This window comes from Citrobacter sedlakii (assembly GCF_018128425.1).
In the GTDB taxonomy this organism is placed as follows: Bacteria; Pseudomonadota; Gammaproteobacteria; order Enterobacterales; family Enterobacteriaceae; genus Citrobacter_A; species Citrobacter_A sedlakii.
In genome coordinates this window covers 1,337,965-1,358,101 of sequence record NZ_CP071070.1, presented here as the reverse complement: position 1 = coordinate 1,358,101, position 20,137 = coordinate 1,337,965, and the positions used below count along the sequence as shown (strand labels likewise).

Here is a 20,137-nt window from a genome sequence, read left to right as displayed (position 1 = left end):
ATAACATTGCGTCACTGCACATAAAACGGGCAGTGACGCAATATTTATCAGATCGCTTTCACGTCGATAGCCTCGCCCTGCATACGTTTACGCAGGGTACGCTTGGTCCGATCGATAACATCCCCGGCCAGTTGACCGCAGGCGGCGTCGATATCATCGCCGCGGGTTTTACGCACAATGGTGGTAAACCCGTAACCCATGAGCACTTTCGAGAAACGATCGATGCGGCTATTGGAGCTGCGGCCATACGGCGCGCCCGGGAACGGGTTCCAGGGGATCAGGTTGATCTTACATGGCGTATCTTTCAGCAACTCCGCCAACTGATGCGCGTGCTCGGTTCCGTCATTGACGTGATCGAGCATGACATATTCGATGGTCACGCGCCCCTGGTTAGCGTTGGATTTCTCCAGATAGCGGCGCACCGCGGCGAGGAACGTTTCGATATTGTATTTCTTGTTGATAGGGACAATTTCGTCTCGAATTTCATCGTTCGGCGCGTGCAACGAGATCGCCAGCGCGACATCGATCATGTCGCCTAATTTGTCCAGCGCAGGCACGACGCCGGAAGTGGACAACGTGACGCGACGTTTGGACAAGCCAAAGCCGAAATCATCCAGCATGATTTCCATCGCCGGAACCACATTGGTCAGGTTGAGCAACGGTTCGCCCATCCCCATCATCACCACGTTAGTGATCGGACGCTGGCCGGTGACTTTCGCCGCGCCAACGATTTTGGCCGCGCGCCACACCTGGCCGATGATTTCAGAAACGCGCAGGTTACGGTTAAATCCCTGCTGGGCCGTTGAGCAGAATTTACATTCCAGCGCACAACCTACCTGAGAAGAGACGCACAGCGTGGCGCGGTCGTCTTCCGGGATGTATACCGTTTCAACGCGCTGATCGCCGACGGCAATCGCCCATTTGATGGTGCCGTCGGAGGAGCGCTGTTCTTCAACCACTTCCGGCGCGCGGATTTCCGCCACCTCTTTCAGCTTACCGCGCAGAACTTTGTTGATGTCGGTCATCTCATCAAAGTTGTCGCAGCAATAGTGATACATCCACTTCATCACCTGATCGGCGCGGAAGGGTTTTTCACCTAATTCTTTAAAAAACTCCCGCATCTGCTGGCGGTTGAGATCCAACAGGTTGATTTTTCCATCTTTATTGGGAACTACCGGGGTGATGCTTTCAGGCGTGACAATGTGTTCAGACATATTCTATTCCGGCCTCGTTATTACACGTTATGGCCCCTGGAGGGTTGAAAAAGAAGCGCCCCGGTGAGCGGTGCTCGTCCTGGGGCGCTGCATTGTACAAATTCTGGCGCAAGGATGCCACGTCTGCACGCGGCATTTACGAAATTATTAACGAGTACGCGGGCACACCTCGCCTTCTCCGAAGAAGAAGGCGATTTCGCGTTTCGCGGATTCCAGGGAGTCGGAACCGTGGGTGCCGTTTTCGGTGAAGCTGTCCGCGTAGTCCGCGCGCAGGGTACCCGCCAGAGCGTTTGCCGGGTTGGTTGCGCCCAGCAGATCGCGATGACGCTGCACCGCGTTTTCGCTTTCCAGAACAGAGACCACGATCGGGCCAGAGGTCATAAACTCCACCAGACCGTCAAAGAACGGCTTACCGTCGTGCTCAGCATAAAAACCGCGAGCCTGTTCTACGGTCAGGTGCAGCATTTTTGTGCCGACAATTTTAAACCCTGCTGCTTCAAAGCGCGCAAAGATATTACCAATAACGTTTTTTGCCACCGCGTTTGGCTTGATGATGGAAAAAGTACGTTCAATCGCCATTATTAACCTCTGATAAGTGTTCTGTTGTTGTTTACCTGGCGCGGATTATAAAGAGCATCCTGACTGTTGCCTATGGATAAAGGTAACATTTTTTTAAAATAAGATGAGTATTAGCAACAACACGCATGCGTTCGCGGCGGATGGCCTGACAAACGGCGCTGACGACTACAGTAAGGAAAATCTCACCGCCGCAATTTGTCCTGCGCCATCCATCACCAACAGTTGATATTCTCGGTTTTCCACGAGCCGCAACGTGATCGCAGATCCTCGTTCGCTTAACGGTTCGCCATTAAGGAACCACCAGCGTTCGCCGCTTCCACCGCTGCTCTGAATCGCGACGCTCGCCTCAAGACTACCCGGTAAACGCTTCACTATCGCCCCGTCACGTATGCCGGAAAGCTGAAGCGGTAAAAAGGCGTCCTGTCCCAGCGGCGGGCACTGTACGGAGGGCGGCGGCAGCCTTGCAGCACGACGCTCCGGGGTCGGTAACCACGGCTCCAGCGGCAGCGGCCAGACGATCAGCGTCCGCTCGCGCGCCTGCGGACAGTCGGCAGCAACGCGTTTTCCCGCGCCGTCCAGCCAGACAGGAAAACGAATACCGCTCACGCCTTCCTGCTCAGGCAACAGCAGCGTCGGCGGCTGTGCGCCCTCCAGCAGCCAGCTCGCCAGACGACGGCGACAGTTGGCGTCGCCATCCGCAAGAGATTGTCCGCCAGGCCAGCAAACCGTCCCTCGCGTCACTGACGAAGGGCGCGGATCTTCCGGCAGCGATGCGCCGCGGGCCAGCAGCAAGTTGTTTACCTGATTCAACAGCGGAATGGCGCTGGCGAATCCAAACTGTCCGGCGACGGGCGTTCCATCCGGTCTGCCGGTCCAGATGCCGATCACATAGCGAGCGTTCAGGCCAATCGCCCACGCGTCGCGATAGCCGTAGCTGGTGCCGGTTTTCCAGGCCAGCGGCGCGACGCGGGGTAGCGCGCTGTCCGGTAACGGCTGCGCTTCATCCGCCATGATTCTCCGGATGATCCATGCCGCGCCCGGCGAAAGCAATGGGCGCTCAATCAGCGGCTCGTCCGGTTGCAGGCGCAGCTTTCCCGCCTTACCGTGGCGGGCAAACGCGCTATACGCCGCCGCCATCTCCTCAAGCCGCGCGCCTGCCCCCCCCAGAATCAGCGACAGGTTCGGCGCGGCGCCCGCAGGCAGATACAGCGGCAATCCGGCGTTGCGCAGTTTCGCCGCAAAACGTTTTGGTCCGTAGGCTTCCAGCACCTGCACCGCTGGCAGGTTCAGCGATCTGACCAGCGCCTCACTCATGCTGACGGGGCCGTGGAAGCCGCTGTCAAAATTGCCAGGCCGATAGTCCCCGGTACGACGTGGCACATCCTGTAATAAAGACGCCGGATGAATTAACCCATCATCCAGCGCAAGGCCGTAGACAAAGGGCTTTAACACCGATCCGGGTGAACGGATCGCATTTACCATATCCACATGACCGAATCGCGTGTCGTCATTCAAATCTGCCGAGCCGACCCAGCCACGCACACTCATGTCGGTATGGTCGACCACGATCATCGCCAGGGAACTGCGCGCCGGAAGCCTTCCCTTCCAGTTGTTCGCCAGCTCTTCCAGTTGCCTTTGCAACCCGGCATCCAGGGTGGTGACGATTTTGTCGCGCTGGCTTTTGCCCAACATCATGCGCGAAAACAACGGCGCTAACTGCGGCATTTGTCTCGGCGCAAGCCAGACAGGCTCTTCACGCGACTCCTGCACCTGCTTTGGCGACCACACGCCCTGTGTCGCCATTCGCGCAAGCACTTTATTTCGCGCGGCCTCTGCCCGTTCCGGCCACCGGTCGGGACGAAGACGGCTCGGCGCCTGAGGCAGCACCGCCAGTAAAGCCGCTTCGGAATAACTCAACTGCGTCGGAGGCTTACCCAGGTAAGCCCAACTGGCCGCGCCGACGCCCTGCAAAGTCCCGCCAAACGGCGCACGATTGAGGTACAGGGTCAGGATGTCACGCTTAGAGAGGTGCCATTCAAGCTGAAAAGCGCGCCAGAGTTGACGAAACTTGCCGCCGAAGGTTCGCGGATGCGGGTCAAGGAGTCGGGCAACCTGCATGGTTAAGGTGCTGCCGCCGGAAATCACGCGTCCGGCGCTCAGATCCTGCCACGCCGCGCGAAGCACAGAGAACGGATTGACCCCCGGGTGCGTCCAGAACCAGCGATCTTCGTAATTGATGAGCGCCTCAAGGTAGCGGGGGGAGACCTCTTCAACGGTAACCGGATAACGCCAGATCCCTTCCGCGTCGGCGAATCGCCATAACGGCGTACCGTCATGCGCCACAACGACACGGGCCGGATTCACTTCGCGCAGGGGTAAGGGCCAGATTTTATCAGCCGCCAGAACGGCGGCGACCAGAAGGACAGACGCAACTGCCAGCCAGAGCCAGCAGTTGCGTTTGCGACACAATCGGATCATTTACGGCTTAACAATCAGCAGATTGTCAGCCGCGCCGATCGCCCGCCATTGTGGTACATACATTGACTCCACCAGCGGCGTCGGCACCTGGTACGTTCCCGGCGTCACCGCGCGCGCCAGATACACCAGCGTGACGGGCTGCCCTTCATTGATCGCCACGGCGGCGACAAAGCGATCATCGCGGAACTCCATGTGCTGAATGTCCGCCTGTTGCATCTGGTTAATCAGGTTCTGCACTTCGCTGCCGCTTTCCTGCAGGCTGGCGCTGCCATTGGACAGGTTCTGGTTTTCCAGTTCCAGACCGGCTGGCAACAGATCCACCACCAGCGCATCGGGCACGTTCTGGCTGGCCTTCACTTCCAGCCAGACCAGCACCAGTTCGCCACTGCGTAACGAATCCAACGCTTTGCTTTGTCCATCAGTGCCCAGAATATGGCGCTCAATGTGCAAAACATTGCTGGCTGGCGCTGGCGCGGTTTGCGGGTAGCCGCTGACATCCAGGCGCAGCCACATTGGCTGTGTGCCGCTGTTGGTCACCTGCAGCGCGGCAAGTTGATCGGCATCGAGATTGCGGGTTTGCGCGCGATCGTCCGCCAACGGCTGCGTCTCAAGCGACGTCTGCGCCTGCCAGGTTCCCGGCAGATCCTGAAGAGTGCGCGCCGCAAGGAACAACGCGTTATTCTCTTGCGTTGACAGCCAGCGTTGACCAAATGCCTGTTCAGAGAGGGTGTTCAGCAAGCTGTTCTGCGCTTCCGGCTTCAGCTTGTTTTCTTCCAGCAGCGACAGCATCAGCGCGTTATCGCGAAGCGGGCTGCCGTAATCCGCCATCCACTGACGATCGCTGTCGCGCGGCGTCGTCAACGCCAGGCTAATCGCCTCGTCGCTACGCTTCGCATCCCCCATATTTTTCAGGGCAATCCCCAGTTGCAGCAGCGGTAAACCGGACGCCGCCTGACCGCGACGCTCCCAGATTTCACGCAGCGCGCCGAGCGGCGCTTTCTGCTGACGCGCCAGCACCAGCGCGGCATAGGCCTGCACGGCAAACTTACTCGCCTGGGTGTCATCGGCGTAGCGAATCGACATCATGCCCGGATCCTGGAGATAGCGCAGCAGACGCGCGTTCCCCTGGTTAATGCTTTCCACCGGGACGCTGTATCCCTGCTCGCCCGCACGGACAAGAAAGTCCATCGCGTACGCGGTCAGCCAGTATTCTTCCGGACCGTTTTTATCCCATAGCGCAAAGCCGCCGTTATCACGCTGCATCTGCAGCAGACGTGAAATGCCGGTTTCTATCGCCGCGCGGCGCTTTTCATCGCTGTCGCCAGCAATGCCCAACGCCTTAAGCTGCGCAGCGTTAGTATAAAGCGACGGGAACAGGCCGCTGGTGGTTTGTTCCAGGCAGCCATACGGATAGGCTTTCAGTTCGCGGATATAACGCGCCAGATTCAGCGGCGGTTTACCGCTGAACAGCAGTTGTCCCTGGGTGGTGACTGGCGAGAAATTGGCCAGTACATCGGCAGGCGCCGACCAGCTTTCGCCTGATTGCAGCATAATGCCGTGATGGGTTGTTTGCGCCGGGAATGCCGGACGAACGCCTATCTTCCACTGTTTTTGCTGCGCCCCCACCGCTTCGCCCGGCAGCGTCAGGCCAGTGAGCGTAGCCTGCAGCTCGCCATCGCCAAAGCCCTCTTTTGCGCGCACCGGAATAAACAGCGTGGTACGCACACCCGGCGCAAGATTGACTGGCGCAGGCTGCTCGCTGATCAACTCAATCAGACCGCGGGTCGTCAGCCCCACGTTTAGGGTCTGCGGCTGGTCCGTAAGGTTAGTGATATCCAGCACCAGACGCGACGTGTCGCCGCTGGCCATAAAGCGCGGCATATTCAGTTCAGCGATAACCGGCGCCGCCACAACGGTTTTGCTTTCGCTACTGCCGAAGTCTTCCGCGGTCCACGCTTGCGCCATGATCCGAAGTTCACCGTTGAAATCGCCAATCGGCAACGTCACGATGCCTTCGCCCTGTTCATTTAGCGTAACTGGCTGCGCCTGTTGGGCGACAATATTGACATGGTTAACCGGGGGTTTACCCCCGCGTTTTAGCTCATCGCCATCGCCACCAAAGCGCAACGCCGCCAGACGTCCCTGACCTTCAATGACCTGACCATAAATATCGTAGATATCCGCGCCATAGCGTTTTTGCCCGAAGAACGCCTGCCACGGATCCGGCGTGACGTAATCGGTAATATTCAGCACGCCGCTGTCCACAGCGGACACCAGCACGTTTATCTGTTTCGGCGCGGCGCCGTTTTTGGCGCTGGCTTTAATTTTCACCGTCAACGGCTGGTTCGGCCGCATTTTCGCCGGGCTCTCCAGCGTCAGCGCCAGGCGACGATTTTCGTCGCCTAACGGCAGATGCAGCAAGCCTACGGCGCGTTTTGGCGTCGCCGAACGCGATTTATCCCCAGGACGCACCACCAGCGTACTCAGATAAAGATCGTGGCGATTCCAGTCTTTATCTACCGGAATTGACAGATCCAATCCAGCCGCCGGTACGTCAATTTCTTGCCACCACACCGGGCCTTCGCTGGATTCCACCATCGCATAACCTTTGCCTGCCGCCGGCGCGGCAATATGCAGCCTGATGGTGTCGCCCGGACGATAAGCGGGCTTATCGAGCTTCAACGTCACGCGATCCGGACGTACCGCCCCGCTGCCGTCGCTGTTGTCCTGCCAGCTATAGCCCGCCCAAAAGCGAACGCTGCTGACAGCATCGTTTGGCGCTTTGACTTCCAGTCGGTAAGCGCCCCATTCCACCGGAAACGACACTTTACCGGTTTCATCGGCGCCGAGATCCAATGTCTGTTCGCCTTCGACCAGATCTTTTTGATCGAAGCGCGATTCCCAGCCCTCGCTTTCCGACCAGTTCCAGTAGTAGTCACGGCGCTCACGGATCAACCGCACCTGCAATCCGGATACCGCTTTTTTCACCCCCTGAGCATCAGTATAAACAATATCAAACGCGGCGTTGCTGTCTTCGTCGACAACAGGCTGATTGACGGTGGTGTCGGTGCGATAGTCATACACTGCTTTTACCGCAAACTGCGGACGAATACCCGGCAGCGTGTCGGCTGGCCAAATCGCCTGCTCCGCACGGCGTGTGACCGGGCGACCACCGGACTCCAGCAGGCTGGCCTGCAAGACCACCTGTAACGGCGAATGGGCGTCACGCCACTGGCTGTCAGTACTGACCTCGCCGCGCCCTTGCGCATCCAGCGTTAACTGCACTTCGTCCAGGCTACGTGAAAGGTTCTCCTCCGCGATGTTGCCAAACTGGAAGCCCGGCAACGCCGGAACGGCTTCACGCAATGGTCGGAGGAACAGCTGGCCTTGCAGAGCATTACCATTTGCGGGCGCGCCATACAGGTAATAGCCGGTAACCGAGAAATTTACCTTGTCCGCAGGCGCTAATGGCGTTTTCTGCCCACTGAGGTTCAGCGCCATTCGTTCCGGCATAAAATCTTCCACGTGGAAGTCCCACATCCGGCTCTGGTTATCGCCCGTGTTCGCGCGGATATGCCACATGCCGGTCGGCGCACCGCTGTCCAGCGGGTAGGTAAAGCGGTACAAGCCATTTTCAGCCTGACTCACCACGCTGCGGATCACCTGGCCGTCCGGTTTGACCACCTCTAGCTTAACCGGCTGATCGGGCAGCGACCTGCCGTCGCTGTCGCGCAGCAGTCCATTGAGGATCACCGTTTCGCCCGGACGATAGAGATCGCGCGGGCCGAACATAAAGAATTGCTTGCTGTAGCCTGGCGCGCCTGCGATATCGAACTCGGCCAGGTCCAGCGCCGGCAGTTTGAGATCCAACAGGGTGGTTTGACCGTCTTTCCGCGCTAACAGCAACGCGGCATTTTTCGTGTTCTCCAGTTGCAGATGGCCTCTCCCGTCGCTGGTGGCCTGCGCCAGCGTCTGGCCTTTCTCATCCAGCAGAGAGACATTGACGCCCTGCTGCGCCGCGCCGTTTTCCAGACTTTGGGTAAAAACATCCAGACGGTTCTGGTAGCGATGCGCCGAGACGCCAATGTCGCTTAAGGTAAACAGCGTCGCGGCATTGCTGTATTCATACTTACCGGCTTTCGCCATGACCGCGACATAAACGCCGGTCTGCTGCAGCGGTTTAATCTCGCTGAGCGGTAAGAGAAGTTTTTCGCGGGTGTTGCGCGCCGGATTCAGGTCGAAACGGCCAGAATAGACTAAATCGGCCATTTTCAGCAGCGTGTCGGACTCCCAGTTCGAAAGGGAATTGCGATACTCCCACTGGCTGACGAACGCCGCCAGCGATTCCGGCTTCACGCGGAAAAAGTTTACGTCTACGTTGTCCACATTCAACGCCATGACCGGCAGGCCTTCCACCACCTTTCCTGGCAGCAGCGACCCACGACTGGCAAAGCCGACGCTGGGCTGCACGTCACGGGTGGTGAGCGCTTTTTCGTACGTAATGTCGAAAGTCGCGTTGTTCAGCGCTTTAAGATCCCGTTCAACCGTGACCACCAGAGAACGATTAGGCTCCAGATGGCGTAAACGCAGCTCTTTCAGATTGGGCGAAAGCTCCCAGGCGCCATCGACTTTGCCGCTTTTCTTATCCACCACATGCACGGTGCGGGCGAAATCCTGTTCGGGATCGAGCGGAATGGAAAAAGTCAGCACCAGCGTGGCGGCGCCATCGAGCTGCACCTCTGATGCGTCCAACAGCGTTAACGCTTTGCCTTCGCTTTGCTGGGCCAGCTTTTGCAACTGCGCCGGATCTTTCTGGACAGGCGGTGTGGCCTTTGTTTGCGTCGCTGGCGTATCGCTTTTGGCGACAGTTGTGGTTTTGTCGTTGTTGTCGCACCCAGCCAGCGCCAGCATCAAAATGCAGGCGGCTACGCGTATGTGTTTCATTTTTCATCCCTGGCCGACATGGCCCGTTAGCAACGTAGGACAGACATTATGCGTGAGATTTATCGTTGTGTAAGTCTGTATCCGCTCTGCGCTGTCTGAATTTTTTTTAGAAGTGTGGCGCTACCGGACAATTCGGGCGCTTTTACTTGCCCGTAATCCCTAAACGTCCGAGAATTCTTCTTTTCTGTGACGCAAAAATGGAGATGCTTATGTCCACTTCCTGGTTTGTCGCCGCCGACTGGCTTGCTGAGCATATTAACGATCCGCATATTCACGTTATCGACGCCCGAATGGCGCCGCCGGGACAGGAAGACCGCGACGTTGCACAAGAGTTCCGCGCCGGACATATTCCTGGCGCCGTGTTTTTCGATATCGAAGCGCTTTCCGACCACACCTCTCCTCTGCCCCATATGATGCCGCGCCCGGAAGCCTTTGCTGTCGCCATGCGCGAACTTGGCATACATCAGGATAAGCATCTGGTTGTTTATGACGAAGGAAATCTGTTTTCCGCGCCACGCGCGTGGTGGATGCTGCGGACGTTTGGCGTGGAGAACGTGTCGATCCTGGGCGGCGGGCTGGCGGGCTGGCAGCGCGCTGCGCTGCCGCTGGAAGAAGGCGACGTGACGCTGCCGGAAGGCGAATTTGACGCCGCGTTTACCCCCGGAGCCGTAGTGCGTGTTACTGACGTGCTGTTAGCCAGTCACGAAAAAACGGCGCAAATCGTCGACGCCCGTCCGGCTGCGCGTTTTAATGCAGAAGTGGATGAGCCGCGTCCCGGCCTGCGGCGTGGCCACGTCCCCGGCGCGTTAAACGTGCCGTGGACCGAGCTGGTTCAGGACGGTGAATTAAAAACGACTGACGAACTGGACGCCATTTTCTTTCGCCACGGGGTCAGTCTGGATCGGCCCATTATTGCCAGCTGCGGTTCCGGCGTGACGGCTGCCGTGGTGGTGCTGGCGCTGGCCACCCTGGGGGTTCCGGACGTTGCGCTGTATGACGGCGCATGGAGTGAATGGGGCGCGCGTGATGATTTACCGGTGGAGCCTGAACCGTCTGAATAAATTCCGACAGGACTTGCTTATCCCCACAAAAAAACCGTTCAACAGCGCGTTTTTTTGTGCTGGTTCGGTTCGCGGCCTTCCCGGCACGCTGTGTTCAAAAATCTCAACGTTCAGAACAAGTAAGCCAGGTAGCCGTCCTACGGGGCGGCTTTCCTGTGATCAGAGAATCCGTTTTTGCTTAAAGTCACGCAGGAATCCGCCCCAGCGACGTTCGTAGAACGGTGCGATATGCTCGGTAATAAAGTGGCTGATGCCCTTTTCGCCTTTCACGACCTGACAGATATCAATTGGCTCATCGCCCGGTAAGGTGTCGGTCGCCACGCTGCCCGCCGCCTGAATAATGTCCTCAATATCGCCGTCAGCCTCAATGCCTATCAACAGGTTAGATTCAGCATCGGCACTTTCTTTAATGGAACACAGAAACGCCCGCTTCACCGGCTTGATGGTTTTAAACAGCGTGGTGAGCGAATCGATCATCTGGGCTGGCGGTTCAGCGACGTCAGAAAGGATCAATGATTCCCCTCCCTCCAGCACCTCCTGCGAACTCAGAGGATTGCCCTCTTCACCCATTAACAGGCTGATTTCACGCGGCATAAACTCTTTGCCGGTCGGCAGTTTGGCGTTGAGGAACAGCGTCTCGCCCAGGGTCATTTCAAACAGAGTGCGCACGGGCATCACCACAAACGCCTGTTCTTCTTCCACTGCCTGCTGTAGCGCGTCCAGAGAAGTAAAGAACGGAATTACGGAGGTGCCGTCCTCTTTTTCCCAGTGCTGAAGATCCAGCGCAGAGTCTTCGACGATCGCCTCGCCTTCGGCAGCGGTGCCGGGCACCCAGACGGTCGACTCCAGCAAGGTGCGGAAAAAGGCCGGACGGTGCGCGGGTTCTGTCGCCGCTTTCTCCAGCAGAATTTCTAATTCGTTTTTCGTTTCGGACATAGGCATCACACATCGTATTAAAAATGATTACAGGCCTGACGCAACGTGTCGCGTCAGGCAAAATGCCGGGAGGCGCTTCGCTTACCCGGCCTATAAAGCGGATTTTAGGCGGTCAGCAGATTCGCAATCGTGCGCACGCCCAGGCCAGTCGCCCCGGCGGACCACTGCTCAACCGGCGCTTTGCGGTAGGTGGCCGAACAGTCAATATGCAGCCAGCCCTGCTGGTAATTTTCGACAAAGTGCGACAGGAACCCCGCCGCCGTGCTCGCACCGGCCGGATACGCCGCGCTGCCGGTATTATTCAGCTCGGCAAAATTCGACGGCAGTTGGTTACGGTGGAACTCCGCCAGCGGCAGACGCCAGAACGGCTCGTTTTCCGCCGCCGCGCTGGCCAGCAGGCGGTTCGCCAACTGATCGTCAAAGCTGAACAGCGCATGATAGTCATTACCCAGCGCCGTTTTTGCCGCGCCGGTCAGAGTGGCGGCGTCGATGATCAGCTCTGGTTTCTGCGCGCAGGCGTCAATCAGTCCATCCGCCAGTACCAGACGGCCTTCCGCATCGGTGTTCATCACTTCCACGTTTTTACCGTTACGATAGCGAATAATATCGCCCAGCTTAAACGCATTGCCGCTGATAAGGTTATCGGCACAGCAAAGGAACAGCTTCACGCGCTTGTTCAGACCGCGGGTAATGGCAAACGCCAGCGCGCCGGTCACCGTTGCCGCGCCGCCCATATCGGATTTCATCGAATCCATAAAAGCGCTCTGTTTGATGCTGTAACCGCCGGAATCGAAGGTGATGCCTTTACCCACCAGACAGGCATAAACCGGCGCATCTTTATTTCCCGTTGGGTTGTAGTCGAGCGCCAACAGCACTGGCGGACGCTCAGAGCCGCGGCCAACGGTATGCAGCCCCATGTAATTCTGCTCGCGCAGGTCTTCGCCTTTCGTAATACGGTAAGAAACATGATCGCACGCTACGCTGCACAGCAGGTCAACGGCGCGCTGCGCCAGCTGCTCCGGCCCCAGTTCCTCCGCCGGGGCGTTGATGGTGTCGCGCACCCAGTCGACGATCGTCAAACGGTTGTCCAGCTCCTGGCGCTGTGCGTCGTCGAGTTGCGGCCACTCGACCTTACGGCTGCCTTTCGGCCCTTTGTAGCCCTGCCAGAAGGCCCAGCTGCGATCGGCGTCCCATCCGTCACCGGCAAGCTGGACATGCTTAATACCCAGTCCGTCAATTTTACGCGCGGCGCGCTGAATCAGGCCCAGATCGTCTTTACCGTTGAGGTGCAGGGTAATCCCGTCGCTATTAATACTGTATGTGGCTTTTTCACCCCAGCGCGCGTCGGCAGGCTGAGTGGAAAGCGTGATTTTCATGGCTTCTGTCATTGTTATTTTTCCTTAACTTCGCGCATACAGGAAAACGGGCTACCCGTAGGCAGCCCGTTGTCTTATTCGGCTTCGTCCAGCCAGACCAGCAGAATGGCCTCAAGGATCTTTTCGTTCGATGCCTGCGGGTCATCGTCGAATTCTTCCAGGTCGCAGATCCACTGATGCAGATCGGTGAAACGAACGGTTTTTGGATCGAGATCGGGGAAGGCGTCGTACAGCGCTTCGCCAATTTCACGGCTGTCTGTCCACTTAAGTCCCATACTACCCTCTGTTAATGCTCGCGCGCATGGTTGATTGTGTAACGTGGGATTTCGACCACTAAATCATCTTCGGTGACGCGCGCCTGGCAGCTTAAGCGACTCTCCGGCTCCAGCCCCCAGGCTTTATCCAGCATGTCGTCTTCTTCTTCCGTGCTTTCCGGCAGGGAATCAAAACCTTCACGCACGATGCAGTGGCAGGTGGTACAGGCGCAGGATTTTTCGCAGGCGTGTTCAATCTCGATGCCGTTACGCAGGGCAACGTCAAGAATGGTTTCACCGGTCTTCGCTTCCAGAACTGCGCCATCCGGACAGAGGTCCTGATGAGGCAGAATAACAATCTTTGGCATATTAAACCTCGTCCACGGAATGGCCTTTCAGCGCGCGACGAACCGACTGGTCCATGCGGCGAGCGGCGAATTCCTGGGTTTGTTTGTCTACGTTTTTAATGGCTTGTTCGATAGCGTCAACGTCATCGCCCTGCGCCGCCTCGCTCAGGCACGCGGCGGCCTCGTCGATAACCTGACGTTCTGCGGCGCTGAGCAGCGCGGCATCCGCAACGAGCGCGCCGGTTAAACTTTCCAGCACGCGCGCCGCTTCGACTTTCTGCTCGGCCAGCATACGCGCTTTCACGTCCTGCTCGGCAAAGCTCATCGAATCCTGAATCATTGACGCGATTTCGCTGTCGGTCAGACCATAGGACGGTTTGACCTGAATAGAGGCCTCAACGCCGGTCGATTTTTCCATTGCGGTGACGCTCAGCAGGCCATCAGCGTCCACCTGGAAGGTAACGCGAATATGCGCACCACCCGCTGGCAACGCCGGGATCCCGCGCAGCGCAAAGCGCGCCAGCGAACGGCAGTCCTGCACCAGTTCACGCTCGCCCTGCATGACGTGGATCGACATGGCGGTTTGACCGTCTTTAAACGTGGTGAAGTCCTGCGCGCGCGCCACCGGAATCGTGGTATTACGCGGGATCACTTTTTCCACCAGGCCGCCCATCGTCTCGAGGCCCAGCGACAGTGGGATCACATCCAGCAGCAGCATTTCGCTGTCCGGCTTGTTGCCCACCAGGATATCCGCCTGAATGGCGGCGCCAATGGCGACCACTTTATCCGGATCGATCGCGGTCAACGGCGTTCGGCCAAAGAATTCGCCAACGCGCTCACGCACCAACGGCACGCGCGTAGAACCGCCCACCATCACCACTTCCAGAACTTCCTGCGGCTCAACGCCCGCGTCTTTCAGCGCGCGTCGGCAGGCCAGTAAGGTACGCTTAACCAGCGAGGAAATGAGTTCATTGAACTGGTCGCGGGTGATTTTCCCCTGCCAGCCCGCCACGTTAACGGTGACCGACTCCGCGTCACTGAGGGCGATTTTCGCGGCGATGGCCGCATCCAACAATTCACGCTGTACGCGGTTATCGCTGCGATCGGCAATCCCCGCCTGTTCACGAATGTAGTCTGCCAGCAGGTGGTCGAAATCGTCGCCGCCCAGCGCGGAGTCGCCGCCGGTTGCCAGCACTTCGAACACGCCGCGGCTCAGGCGCAGAATAGAAATATCAAATGTGCCGCCGCCGAGATCGTAGACGGCAATCACCCCTTCTTTGCCGGAATCCAGACCGTAGGCAATCGCCGCGGCAGTCGGCTCGTTAAGCAGGCGCAGCACATGCAGCCCCGCCAGACGCGCAGCGTCTTTTGTCCCCTGACGCTGCGCGTCATCGAAGTAGGCCGGAACGGTAATCACCACGCCGTCCAGCTCGCCGGAAAGGGATTCGGTGGCACGCGCGGCCAGCGCTTTCAAAATGTCCGCGGACACCCGCACCGGATTCAGCAATCCCGCTGCGGTTTCGATCATCGGCAGGCCGTTAGCGCTGGCCTGAAAACGGTACGGCAGATGCGGGTAACGCGTCTGGATATCCGCCAGCGAGCGGCCCATCATGCGCTTAACCGAACTGATGGTGTTGGCGGTGTCCAGCGCGGCATTCTCGCGTGCGGTGTAGCCCACCGTGTGGCCCTGCTGCTGATAGTGAACCACCGACGGCAACAGATGACGACCGTCATGGTCAGCCAGCGTTTCGGCCTGACCGCTACGCACGGTAGCGACCAGAGAGTTGGTGGTTCCAAGGTCAATGCCCGCCGCCAGACGACGCTGATGCGGCGCAGCACTCAGACCAGGCTCACTAATTTGTAATAAGGCCATAATTGCTTCCGAAAATTAAAAATCGAGCAGTTTTTCTTCGAGTTGTTCTGCACTGCTTCGCAGTTTATCGAGAAAACGCAGTTTACGCACGGTATCGGCCGCCGCGTCCCACGTCTCGTGATTAAGCTGTTCAACCATCTGCTGATGGCGGCTGTCGAACATGGACTGGACGCGCTTAATAAAGGCGTCGAGCCGCGCTTCGTCTTTCGCCTGTTCAATCTCGTCGAGCTCTTCGCGGAGCTCCAGTTGTTCCATGAGAAAAGCGGTGTCGCGCACCGTATGCTGCTCGCTGGCAAGGTCGAATCCGTGGAGTGAGAGCAGATATTCCGCACGCGTTAAGGGATGGCGTAGCGTTTGCCAGCCCTGGTTGATGGTGGCGGATTGCTGTACGGCGGCAAGCTGTTCAGCCTGGGTGCCACTGGCGAATTTATCAGGGTGATACTGACGTTGCAGATCCTGAAAACGCATCGTCAGGGCCTGGAGATCAAGTGGGTATTGCGCGGGTAATCCGAAGAGAGTGAAGTAATCCATAACTATCTCAGGGGTAGCCTGTCAGAACAAACCCCACACGTAAGACATTACGCGTGGGGTTATCGGTAAGCGCTCAGACGTGGAAGCTTTCGCCGCAGCCACATTCGTCTTTAACGTTCGGGTTGGTGAACTTAAACCCTTCGTTAAGACCTTCTTTGACGAAATCTAACTGCGTACCATCCAGAAATTGCAGGCTTTTGCCGTCGACGACTACTTTCACGCCTTTGTCTTCAAACACGGTGTCTTCCGCCGCCGGTTCATCAACAAATTCCAGTACATACGCCATACCCGAGCAGCCCGAGGTTCTTACACCCAGACGCAGGCCGAACCCTTTACCGCGGTTCGCCAGGAAGGTATTAACTCGCGCTGCTGCACTGTCGCTAAGTGTAATCGACATAACAAAACCTCAACTCTTCTTATTTTGCTTCACGTTTACTTTTGTAGTCCGCAATGGCGGCTTTGATCGCGTCTTCTGCCAGGATAGAGCAGTGAATTTTCACTGGCGGCAGCTCAAGCTCGTCGGCAATATCGGTGTTTTTGATCGCCTGCGCTTCGTCCAGCGACTTCCCTTTGACCCATTCGGTGACCAGGGAGCTGGAGGCGATGGCGGAACCGCAGCCGTAGGTCTTAAAACGCGCGTCTTCAATGATACCTTCATTGTTGACTTTAATCTGCAACTTCATTACGTCGCCACAGGCTGGCGCGCCGACCATACCGCTGCCGACGTTCTCGTCGCTGTTGTCGAAGGAACCCACGTTACGCGGATTCTCGTAATGATCGATGACTTTTTCGCTGTATGCCATGTTGAATTCTCCTTATCGGTACCGATTAATGATGTGACCATTCGATGCTGTTCAGATCCACGCCCTGCTTGTGCATTTCCCACAGCGGAGAAAGATCGCGCAGACGGCCAATGGATTTACGAACCAGTTCGATGGTGTAATCAATCTCTTCTTCGGTAGTAAAACGACCTAAAGAGAAACGGATAGAGCTATGCGCCAGCTCATCGGTCATCCCCAGCGCGCGCAGCACGTAGGATGGCTCGAGGCTTGCGGAAGTACAGGCTGAACCGGACGATACCGCCAGGTCTTTCAGCGCCATGATCAGTGACTCGCCTTCAACGTAGTTAAAGCTGACGTTAAGAATGTTCGGCGCGCCCTGTTCGAGATCGCCGTTCAGGTAGACTTCTTCCATATCTTTCACGCCGTTCCACAGACGGTTACGCAGCGCGCGCAGGCGCGCCATTTCGGTTTCCATCTCTTCTTTGGCGATACGATAGGCTTCACCCATACCGACGATCTGGTGAACAGGCAGGGTGCCGGAACGCATACCGCGCTCGTGTCCGCCGCCATGCATCTGCGCTTCAATACGAATACGCGGTTTACGACGAACGTACAGCGCGCCGATCCCTTTCGGGCCATAGATTTTGTGGCCGGAGAAGGACATCAGATCCACTTTCAGTTGGCTCAGATCGATAGGCAGTTTGCCCACGCTCTGGGTGGCGTCCACGTGATAGATGATGCCGCGCGCACGGCACATTTCGCCGATAGTCGCGATATCCTGCACCACGCCGATTTCGTTGTTCACGTGCATGATAGACACGAGGATGGTGTCATCACGCATTGCCGCTTCGAGCGTTTTCAGATCGATAATACCGTTGCTCTGCGGCGCCAGGTAGGTGACTTCAAACCCTTCCCGCTCAAGCTGACGGCAGGTATCCAGCACGGCTTTGTGTTCGGTTTTGCTGGTGATGATGTGCTTGCCTTTTTTCTGATAAAAGTTGGCTGCACCTTTGATCGCCAGGTTATCGGACTCTGTCGCACCGGAGGTAAAGACAATTTCACGCGGGTCGGCGCCGACCAGCTCGGCAATCTGATTACGGGCAATATCGACCGCTTCTTCCGCCTGCCAGCCAAAACGGTGTGAACGGGAGGCCGGGTTACCAAAGGTTCCGTCCAGCGTCAGGAACTGCATCATTTTCTCGGCAACACGCGGGTCCACCGGCGTGGTTGCGGAGTAGTCGAGATAAATCGGTAATTTCATTGCTCTATAAACTCCGTACATCGCTTCAATGCAAGGAATCAGGCAACCGGCTGGATGTACGACCGAGTTAGCGGGGCAATACGTCATTGCCCCGGCCTGATTCTGAAATACGTTTTACTACTTACTACGCGCGTAATTTAACGTCGATCGCGTCTTGAGCACGATTCGTGCGCGGTGCGTCATGGGTGTGCTGACGATCGGACACATCCAGGACTTCCTGATTATTCACCAGTTCGCCCAACGTAATGTTGTTAAGGAAACCGGTCAGGCGGTCGCTGAGATCGCGCCACAGCGCGTGAGTCAGGCACTTATCGCCGCCCTGACAGCCGCCTTTGCCCTGGCAACGGGTCGCATCCACCGACTCGTCAACAGCGCTGATCACTTCACCTACTGCAATACTGCCGGCATCTTTACCCAGCAGATAACCACCGCCTGGTCCACGTACGCTGGAGACCAGACCATTTTTACGCAAACGGGAGAACAGCTGTTCCAGATAAGAAAGGGAAATACCCTGACGCTCGGAAATATCAGCCAACGGTACCGGGCCCGCTTCGGAGTTGAGCGCAACGTCCAACATTGCGGTCACGGCATAACGCCCTTTAGATGTCAGTCTCATGTCTTACTTAACCTCAAACTCGCCCCTGCCCGGGGTTTTTATTGTAAAATGGGGGTATTGCATAGCAGGGCCAAGTCTGACATTCCTGAGTAAATTGGTCAACTATTTACTTGACTGTTTTAGTCAGGTATTTAACCTTCAGTGCCGTTTTCACCTGCCGGATGGCGCTCCGCTTATCCGGCTTACGGTATGTGCCTTCGGCCTGGCTTACTTCTCTTTCTTTAACTGCTCAATCGACGCCAGCATACCGCGCAAAATGTTCAGCTCCTGGCTCTCCGGACGCGCACGGGTAAACAGACGGCGCAGTTTGTTCATCACCTGCCCCGGATGGTTCTCACGGATAAAACCTGTTGAAAGCAACGTCTGCTCCAGGTGACCGTAAAAACGCTCCAGATCGTCAACCAGCGGGTAAGGCGTTTCTTCATGCTCCGCGGCGTCCGGGTTTTCCTGCGTCGCCAGCCAGGCCATGCGGACTTCATAGGCGATAACCTGCACCGCCATTGCCAGGTTCAGCGAGCTGTATTCCGGATTAGCGGCAATCGCGACATGGTAATGGCATTTTTGCAGTTCATCATTGGTCAGGCCGACGCGTTCACGGCCAAACACCAGCGCCACCGGCGTATTCGCCGCTTCCGCCACGCTTTTCAGACCGCATTCGCGCGGGTCAAGCATTGGCCACGGCAGCGTACGCGAACGCGCGCTGGTGCCGACCACCAGGCTGCATCCGGCAAGCGCCTCGTCGAGCGTGTCGACGATCTGCGCGTTGCCGATCACATCGCTGGCCCCGGCCGCCAGCGCAATTGCCTGGGAATCCGGTTTCACCAGCGGATTCACCAGCCACAGATTGGTTAACCCCATTGTTTTCATCGCGCGGGCGACAGACCCCATATTGCCGGTGTGGGAGGTTTCGACCAGCACAATTCGAATATTTTGCAGCATTGTCTTTCTTCGTCTAAAGATTATTCGGCCATATTATCATAAACCGGAGACATATTCCGATCTCGCTGCTATACTCTGCGCCGTTTTCCCGTTCTTTAACATCCAGTGAGAGAGACCGATGCATCCGATGCTGACCATCGCCGTGCGCGCAGCGCGCAAGGCGGGTAATGTAATTGCCAAACACTACGAAACGCCTGACTCAGTAGAAACCAGCCAGAAAGGCAGCAATGATTTCGTGACCAACGTCGATAAAGCCGCAGAAGCGATTATTATCGAAACGATCCGCAAATCTTACCCACAGCACACCATCATCACCGAAGAAAGCGGTGAACATGAAGGTACCGATCAGGATGTTCAATGGGTTATCGATCCACTGGATGGCACGACCAACTTCGTTAAACGTCTGCCGCACTTCGCGGTATCAATTGCGGTCCGCATTAAAGGCCGTACCGAAGTCGCCGTGGTTTACGATCCAATGCGCAATGAACTGTTCACCGCCACCCGCGGTCAGGGCGCGCAGCTGAACGGTTACCGTCTGCGCGGTAGCAACGCGCGCGACCTGGATGGCACCATCATCGCTACCGGGTTCCCGTTCAAAGCGAAACAGCACGCCACCTCTTACATGAATATCCTCGGCAAAATGTTTACCGAGTGCGCTGACTTCCGCCGCACCGGCTCCGCCGCGCTGGATCTGGCCTATGTTGCCGCCGCGCGCGTTGACGGTTATTTCGAAATCGGCCTGCGTCCGTGGGATTTCGCCGCAGGCGAGCTGATCGCCCGTGAAGCGGGCGCGCTGGTATGCGACTTCACCGGCGGCCATAACTACATGACGACCGGCAACATCGTGGCGGGTAACCCGCGCGTAGTGAAAGCGATGCTGGCCAGCATGCGTGACGAACTGAGCGACGCGCTGAAGCGTTAAGCAAAATGCCGGAGCCCGCCTCCG

Annotated in this window: 17 protein-coding genes; 2 read left to right on the top strand and 15 right to left on the bottom strand. The window is 57.4% G+C overall.

The genetic code is table 11. The annotated features are described in order from the left end of the window. Window positions 1-47: 47 nt before the first annotated feature. The 4 genes from rlmN to JY391_RS06435 all read right to left on the bottom strand — a co-directional run bounded on the left by rlmN (window position 48) and on the right by JY391_RS06435 (window position 9,215). A complete protein-coding gene (gene rlmN / locus JY391_RS06450) occupies window positions 48-1,214 on the bottom strand; it encodes a dual-specificity RNA methyltransferase RlmN (protein ID WP_042291398.1) in 1,167 nt (388 codons plus the stop codon). A gap of 147 nt (window positions 1,215-1,361) precedes the next feature. Next, complete coding sequence (gene ndk, locus JY391_RS06445; protein WP_042291400.1) at window positions 1,362-1,793, bottom strand: nucleoside-diphosphate kinase; 432 nt, start codon at window positions 1,791-1,793, stop codon at window positions 1,362-1,364. A 165-nt stretch (window positions 1,794-1,958) separates the two neighbouring features. Then, window positions 1,959-4,271, bottom strand: coding sequence for a peptidoglycan glycosyltransferase PbpC (gene pbpC, locus JY391_RS06440; RefSeq protein WP_211935422.1), 2,313 nt, complete (start codon window positions 4,269-4,271; stop codon window positions 1,959-1,961). Then, entirely contained in the window at window positions 4,272-9,215 is a 4,944-nt protein-coding gene (locus JY391_RS06435; RefSeq protein ID WP_211935421.1) for an alpha-2-macroglobulin family protein, read from the bottom strand. A 209-nt stretch (window positions 9,216-9,424) separates the two neighbouring features. Between JY391_RS06435 and sseA the strand changes: the two genes are divergently transcribed. Next, window positions 9,425-10,276 carry a 3-mercaptopyruvate sulfurtransferase gene (gene sseA, locus JY391_RS06430; protein WP_060570498.1) on the top strand — a complete coding sequence of 284 codons (852 nt, stop codon included), beginning with the start codon at window positions 9,425-9,427 and terminating at the stop codon, window positions 10,274-10,276. 159 nt (window positions 10,277-10,435) lie between these two features. Here the strand turns inward: sseA and sseB are convergent, their stop codons facing one another. From sseB to trmJ, 11 genes are all read right to left on the bottom strand, one after another. Further along, window positions 10,436-11,212 carry an enhanced serine sensitivity protein SseB gene (sseB, locus tag JY391_RS06425; RefSeq protein WP_060570497.1) on the bottom strand — a complete coding sequence of 259 codons (777 nt, stop codon included), beginning with the start codon at window positions 11,210-11,212 and terminating at the stop codon, window positions 10,436-10,438. 104 nt (window positions 11,213-11,316) lie between these two features. Next, the gene (gene pepB, locus JY391_RS06420) at window positions 11,317-12,600 is read right to left on the bottom strand and encodes an aminopeptidase PepB (protein ID WP_200035814.1); all 1,284 of its coding nucleotides are present in this window, start codon (window positions 12,598-12,600) and stop codon (window positions 11,317-11,319) included. A gap of 62 nt (window positions 12,601-12,662) precedes the next feature. Continuing rightward, window positions 12,663-12,863: a Fe-S cluster assembly protein IscX gene (gene iscX, locus JY391_RS06415; RefSeq protein ID WP_003037694.1), complete on the bottom strand. Its 201-nt coding sequence runs from the start codon at window positions 12,861-12,863 to the stop codon at window positions 12,663-12,665. 11 nt (window positions 12,864-12,874) lie between these two features. Continuing rightward, window positions 12,875-13,210 carry an ISC system 2Fe-2S type ferredoxin gene (fdx, locus tag JY391_RS06410; RefSeq protein ID WP_042291414.1) on the bottom strand — a complete coding sequence of 112 codons (336 nt, stop codon included), beginning with the start codon at window positions 13,208-13,210 and terminating at the stop codon, window positions 12,875-12,877. 1 nt (window position 13,211) lies between these two features. After that, a complete protein-coding gene (gene hscA / locus JY391_RS06405) occupies window positions 13,212-15,062 on the bottom strand; it encodes a Fe-S protein assembly chaperone HscA (RefSeq protein ID WP_211935420.1) in 1,851 nt (616 codons plus the stop codon). Window positions 15,063-15,077: 15 nt separating this feature from the next. Continuing rightward, a complete protein-coding gene (gene hscB / locus JY391_RS06400; RefSeq protein ID WP_042291420.1) occupies window positions 15,078-15,593 on the bottom strand; it encodes a co-chaperone HscB in 516 nt (171 codons plus the stop codon). A 73-nt stretch (window positions 15,594-15,666) separates the two neighbouring features. Beyond that, window positions 15,667-15,990 (bottom strand): iron-sulfur cluster assembly protein IscA, encoded by a 324-nt coding sequence (gene iscA / locus JY391_RS06395; protein WP_003037681.1) that lies wholly within the window; start codon window positions 15,988-15,990, stop codon window positions 15,667-15,669. A gap of 19 nt (window positions 15,991-16,009) precedes the next feature. Then, window positions 16,010-16,396 (bottom strand): Fe-S cluster assembly scaffold IscU, encoded by a 387-nt coding sequence (gene iscU / locus JY391_RS06390; protein WP_002913991.1) that lies wholly within the window; start codon window positions 16,394-16,396, stop codon window positions 16,010-16,012. Between the two features lie 25 nt (window positions 16,397-16,421). Next, complete coding sequence (gene iscS, locus JY391_RS06385) at window positions 16,422-17,636, bottom strand: cysteine desulfurase (protein ID WP_200035816.1); 1,215 nt, start codon at window positions 17,634-17,636, stop codon at window positions 16,422-16,424. Between the two features lie 124 nt (window positions 17,637-17,760). Continuing rightward, a complete protein-coding gene (gene iscR / locus JY391_RS06380; protein ID WP_042291424.1) occupies window positions 17,761-18,252 on the bottom strand; it encodes a Fe-S cluster assembly transcriptional regulator IscR in 492 nt (163 codons plus the stop codon). Between the two features lie 207 nt (window positions 18,253-18,459). Next, window positions 18,460-19,191 (bottom strand): tRNA (cytosine(32)/uridine(32)-2'-O)-methyltransferase TrmJ, encoded by a 732-nt coding sequence (trmJ, locus tag JY391_RS06375; protein WP_042291428.1) that lies wholly within the window; start codon window positions 19,189-19,191, stop codon window positions 18,460-18,462. Between the two features lie 118 nt (window positions 19,192-19,309). Between trmJ and suhB the strand changes: the two genes are divergently transcribed. Further along, the gene (suhB, locus tag JY391_RS06370; protein ID WP_042291430.1) at window positions 19,310-20,113 is read left to right on the top strand and encodes an inositol-1-monophosphatase; all 804 of its coding nucleotides are present in this window, start codon (window positions 19,310-19,312) and stop codon (window positions 20,111-20,113) included. Window positions 20,114-20,137: the final 24 nt, after the last annotated feature.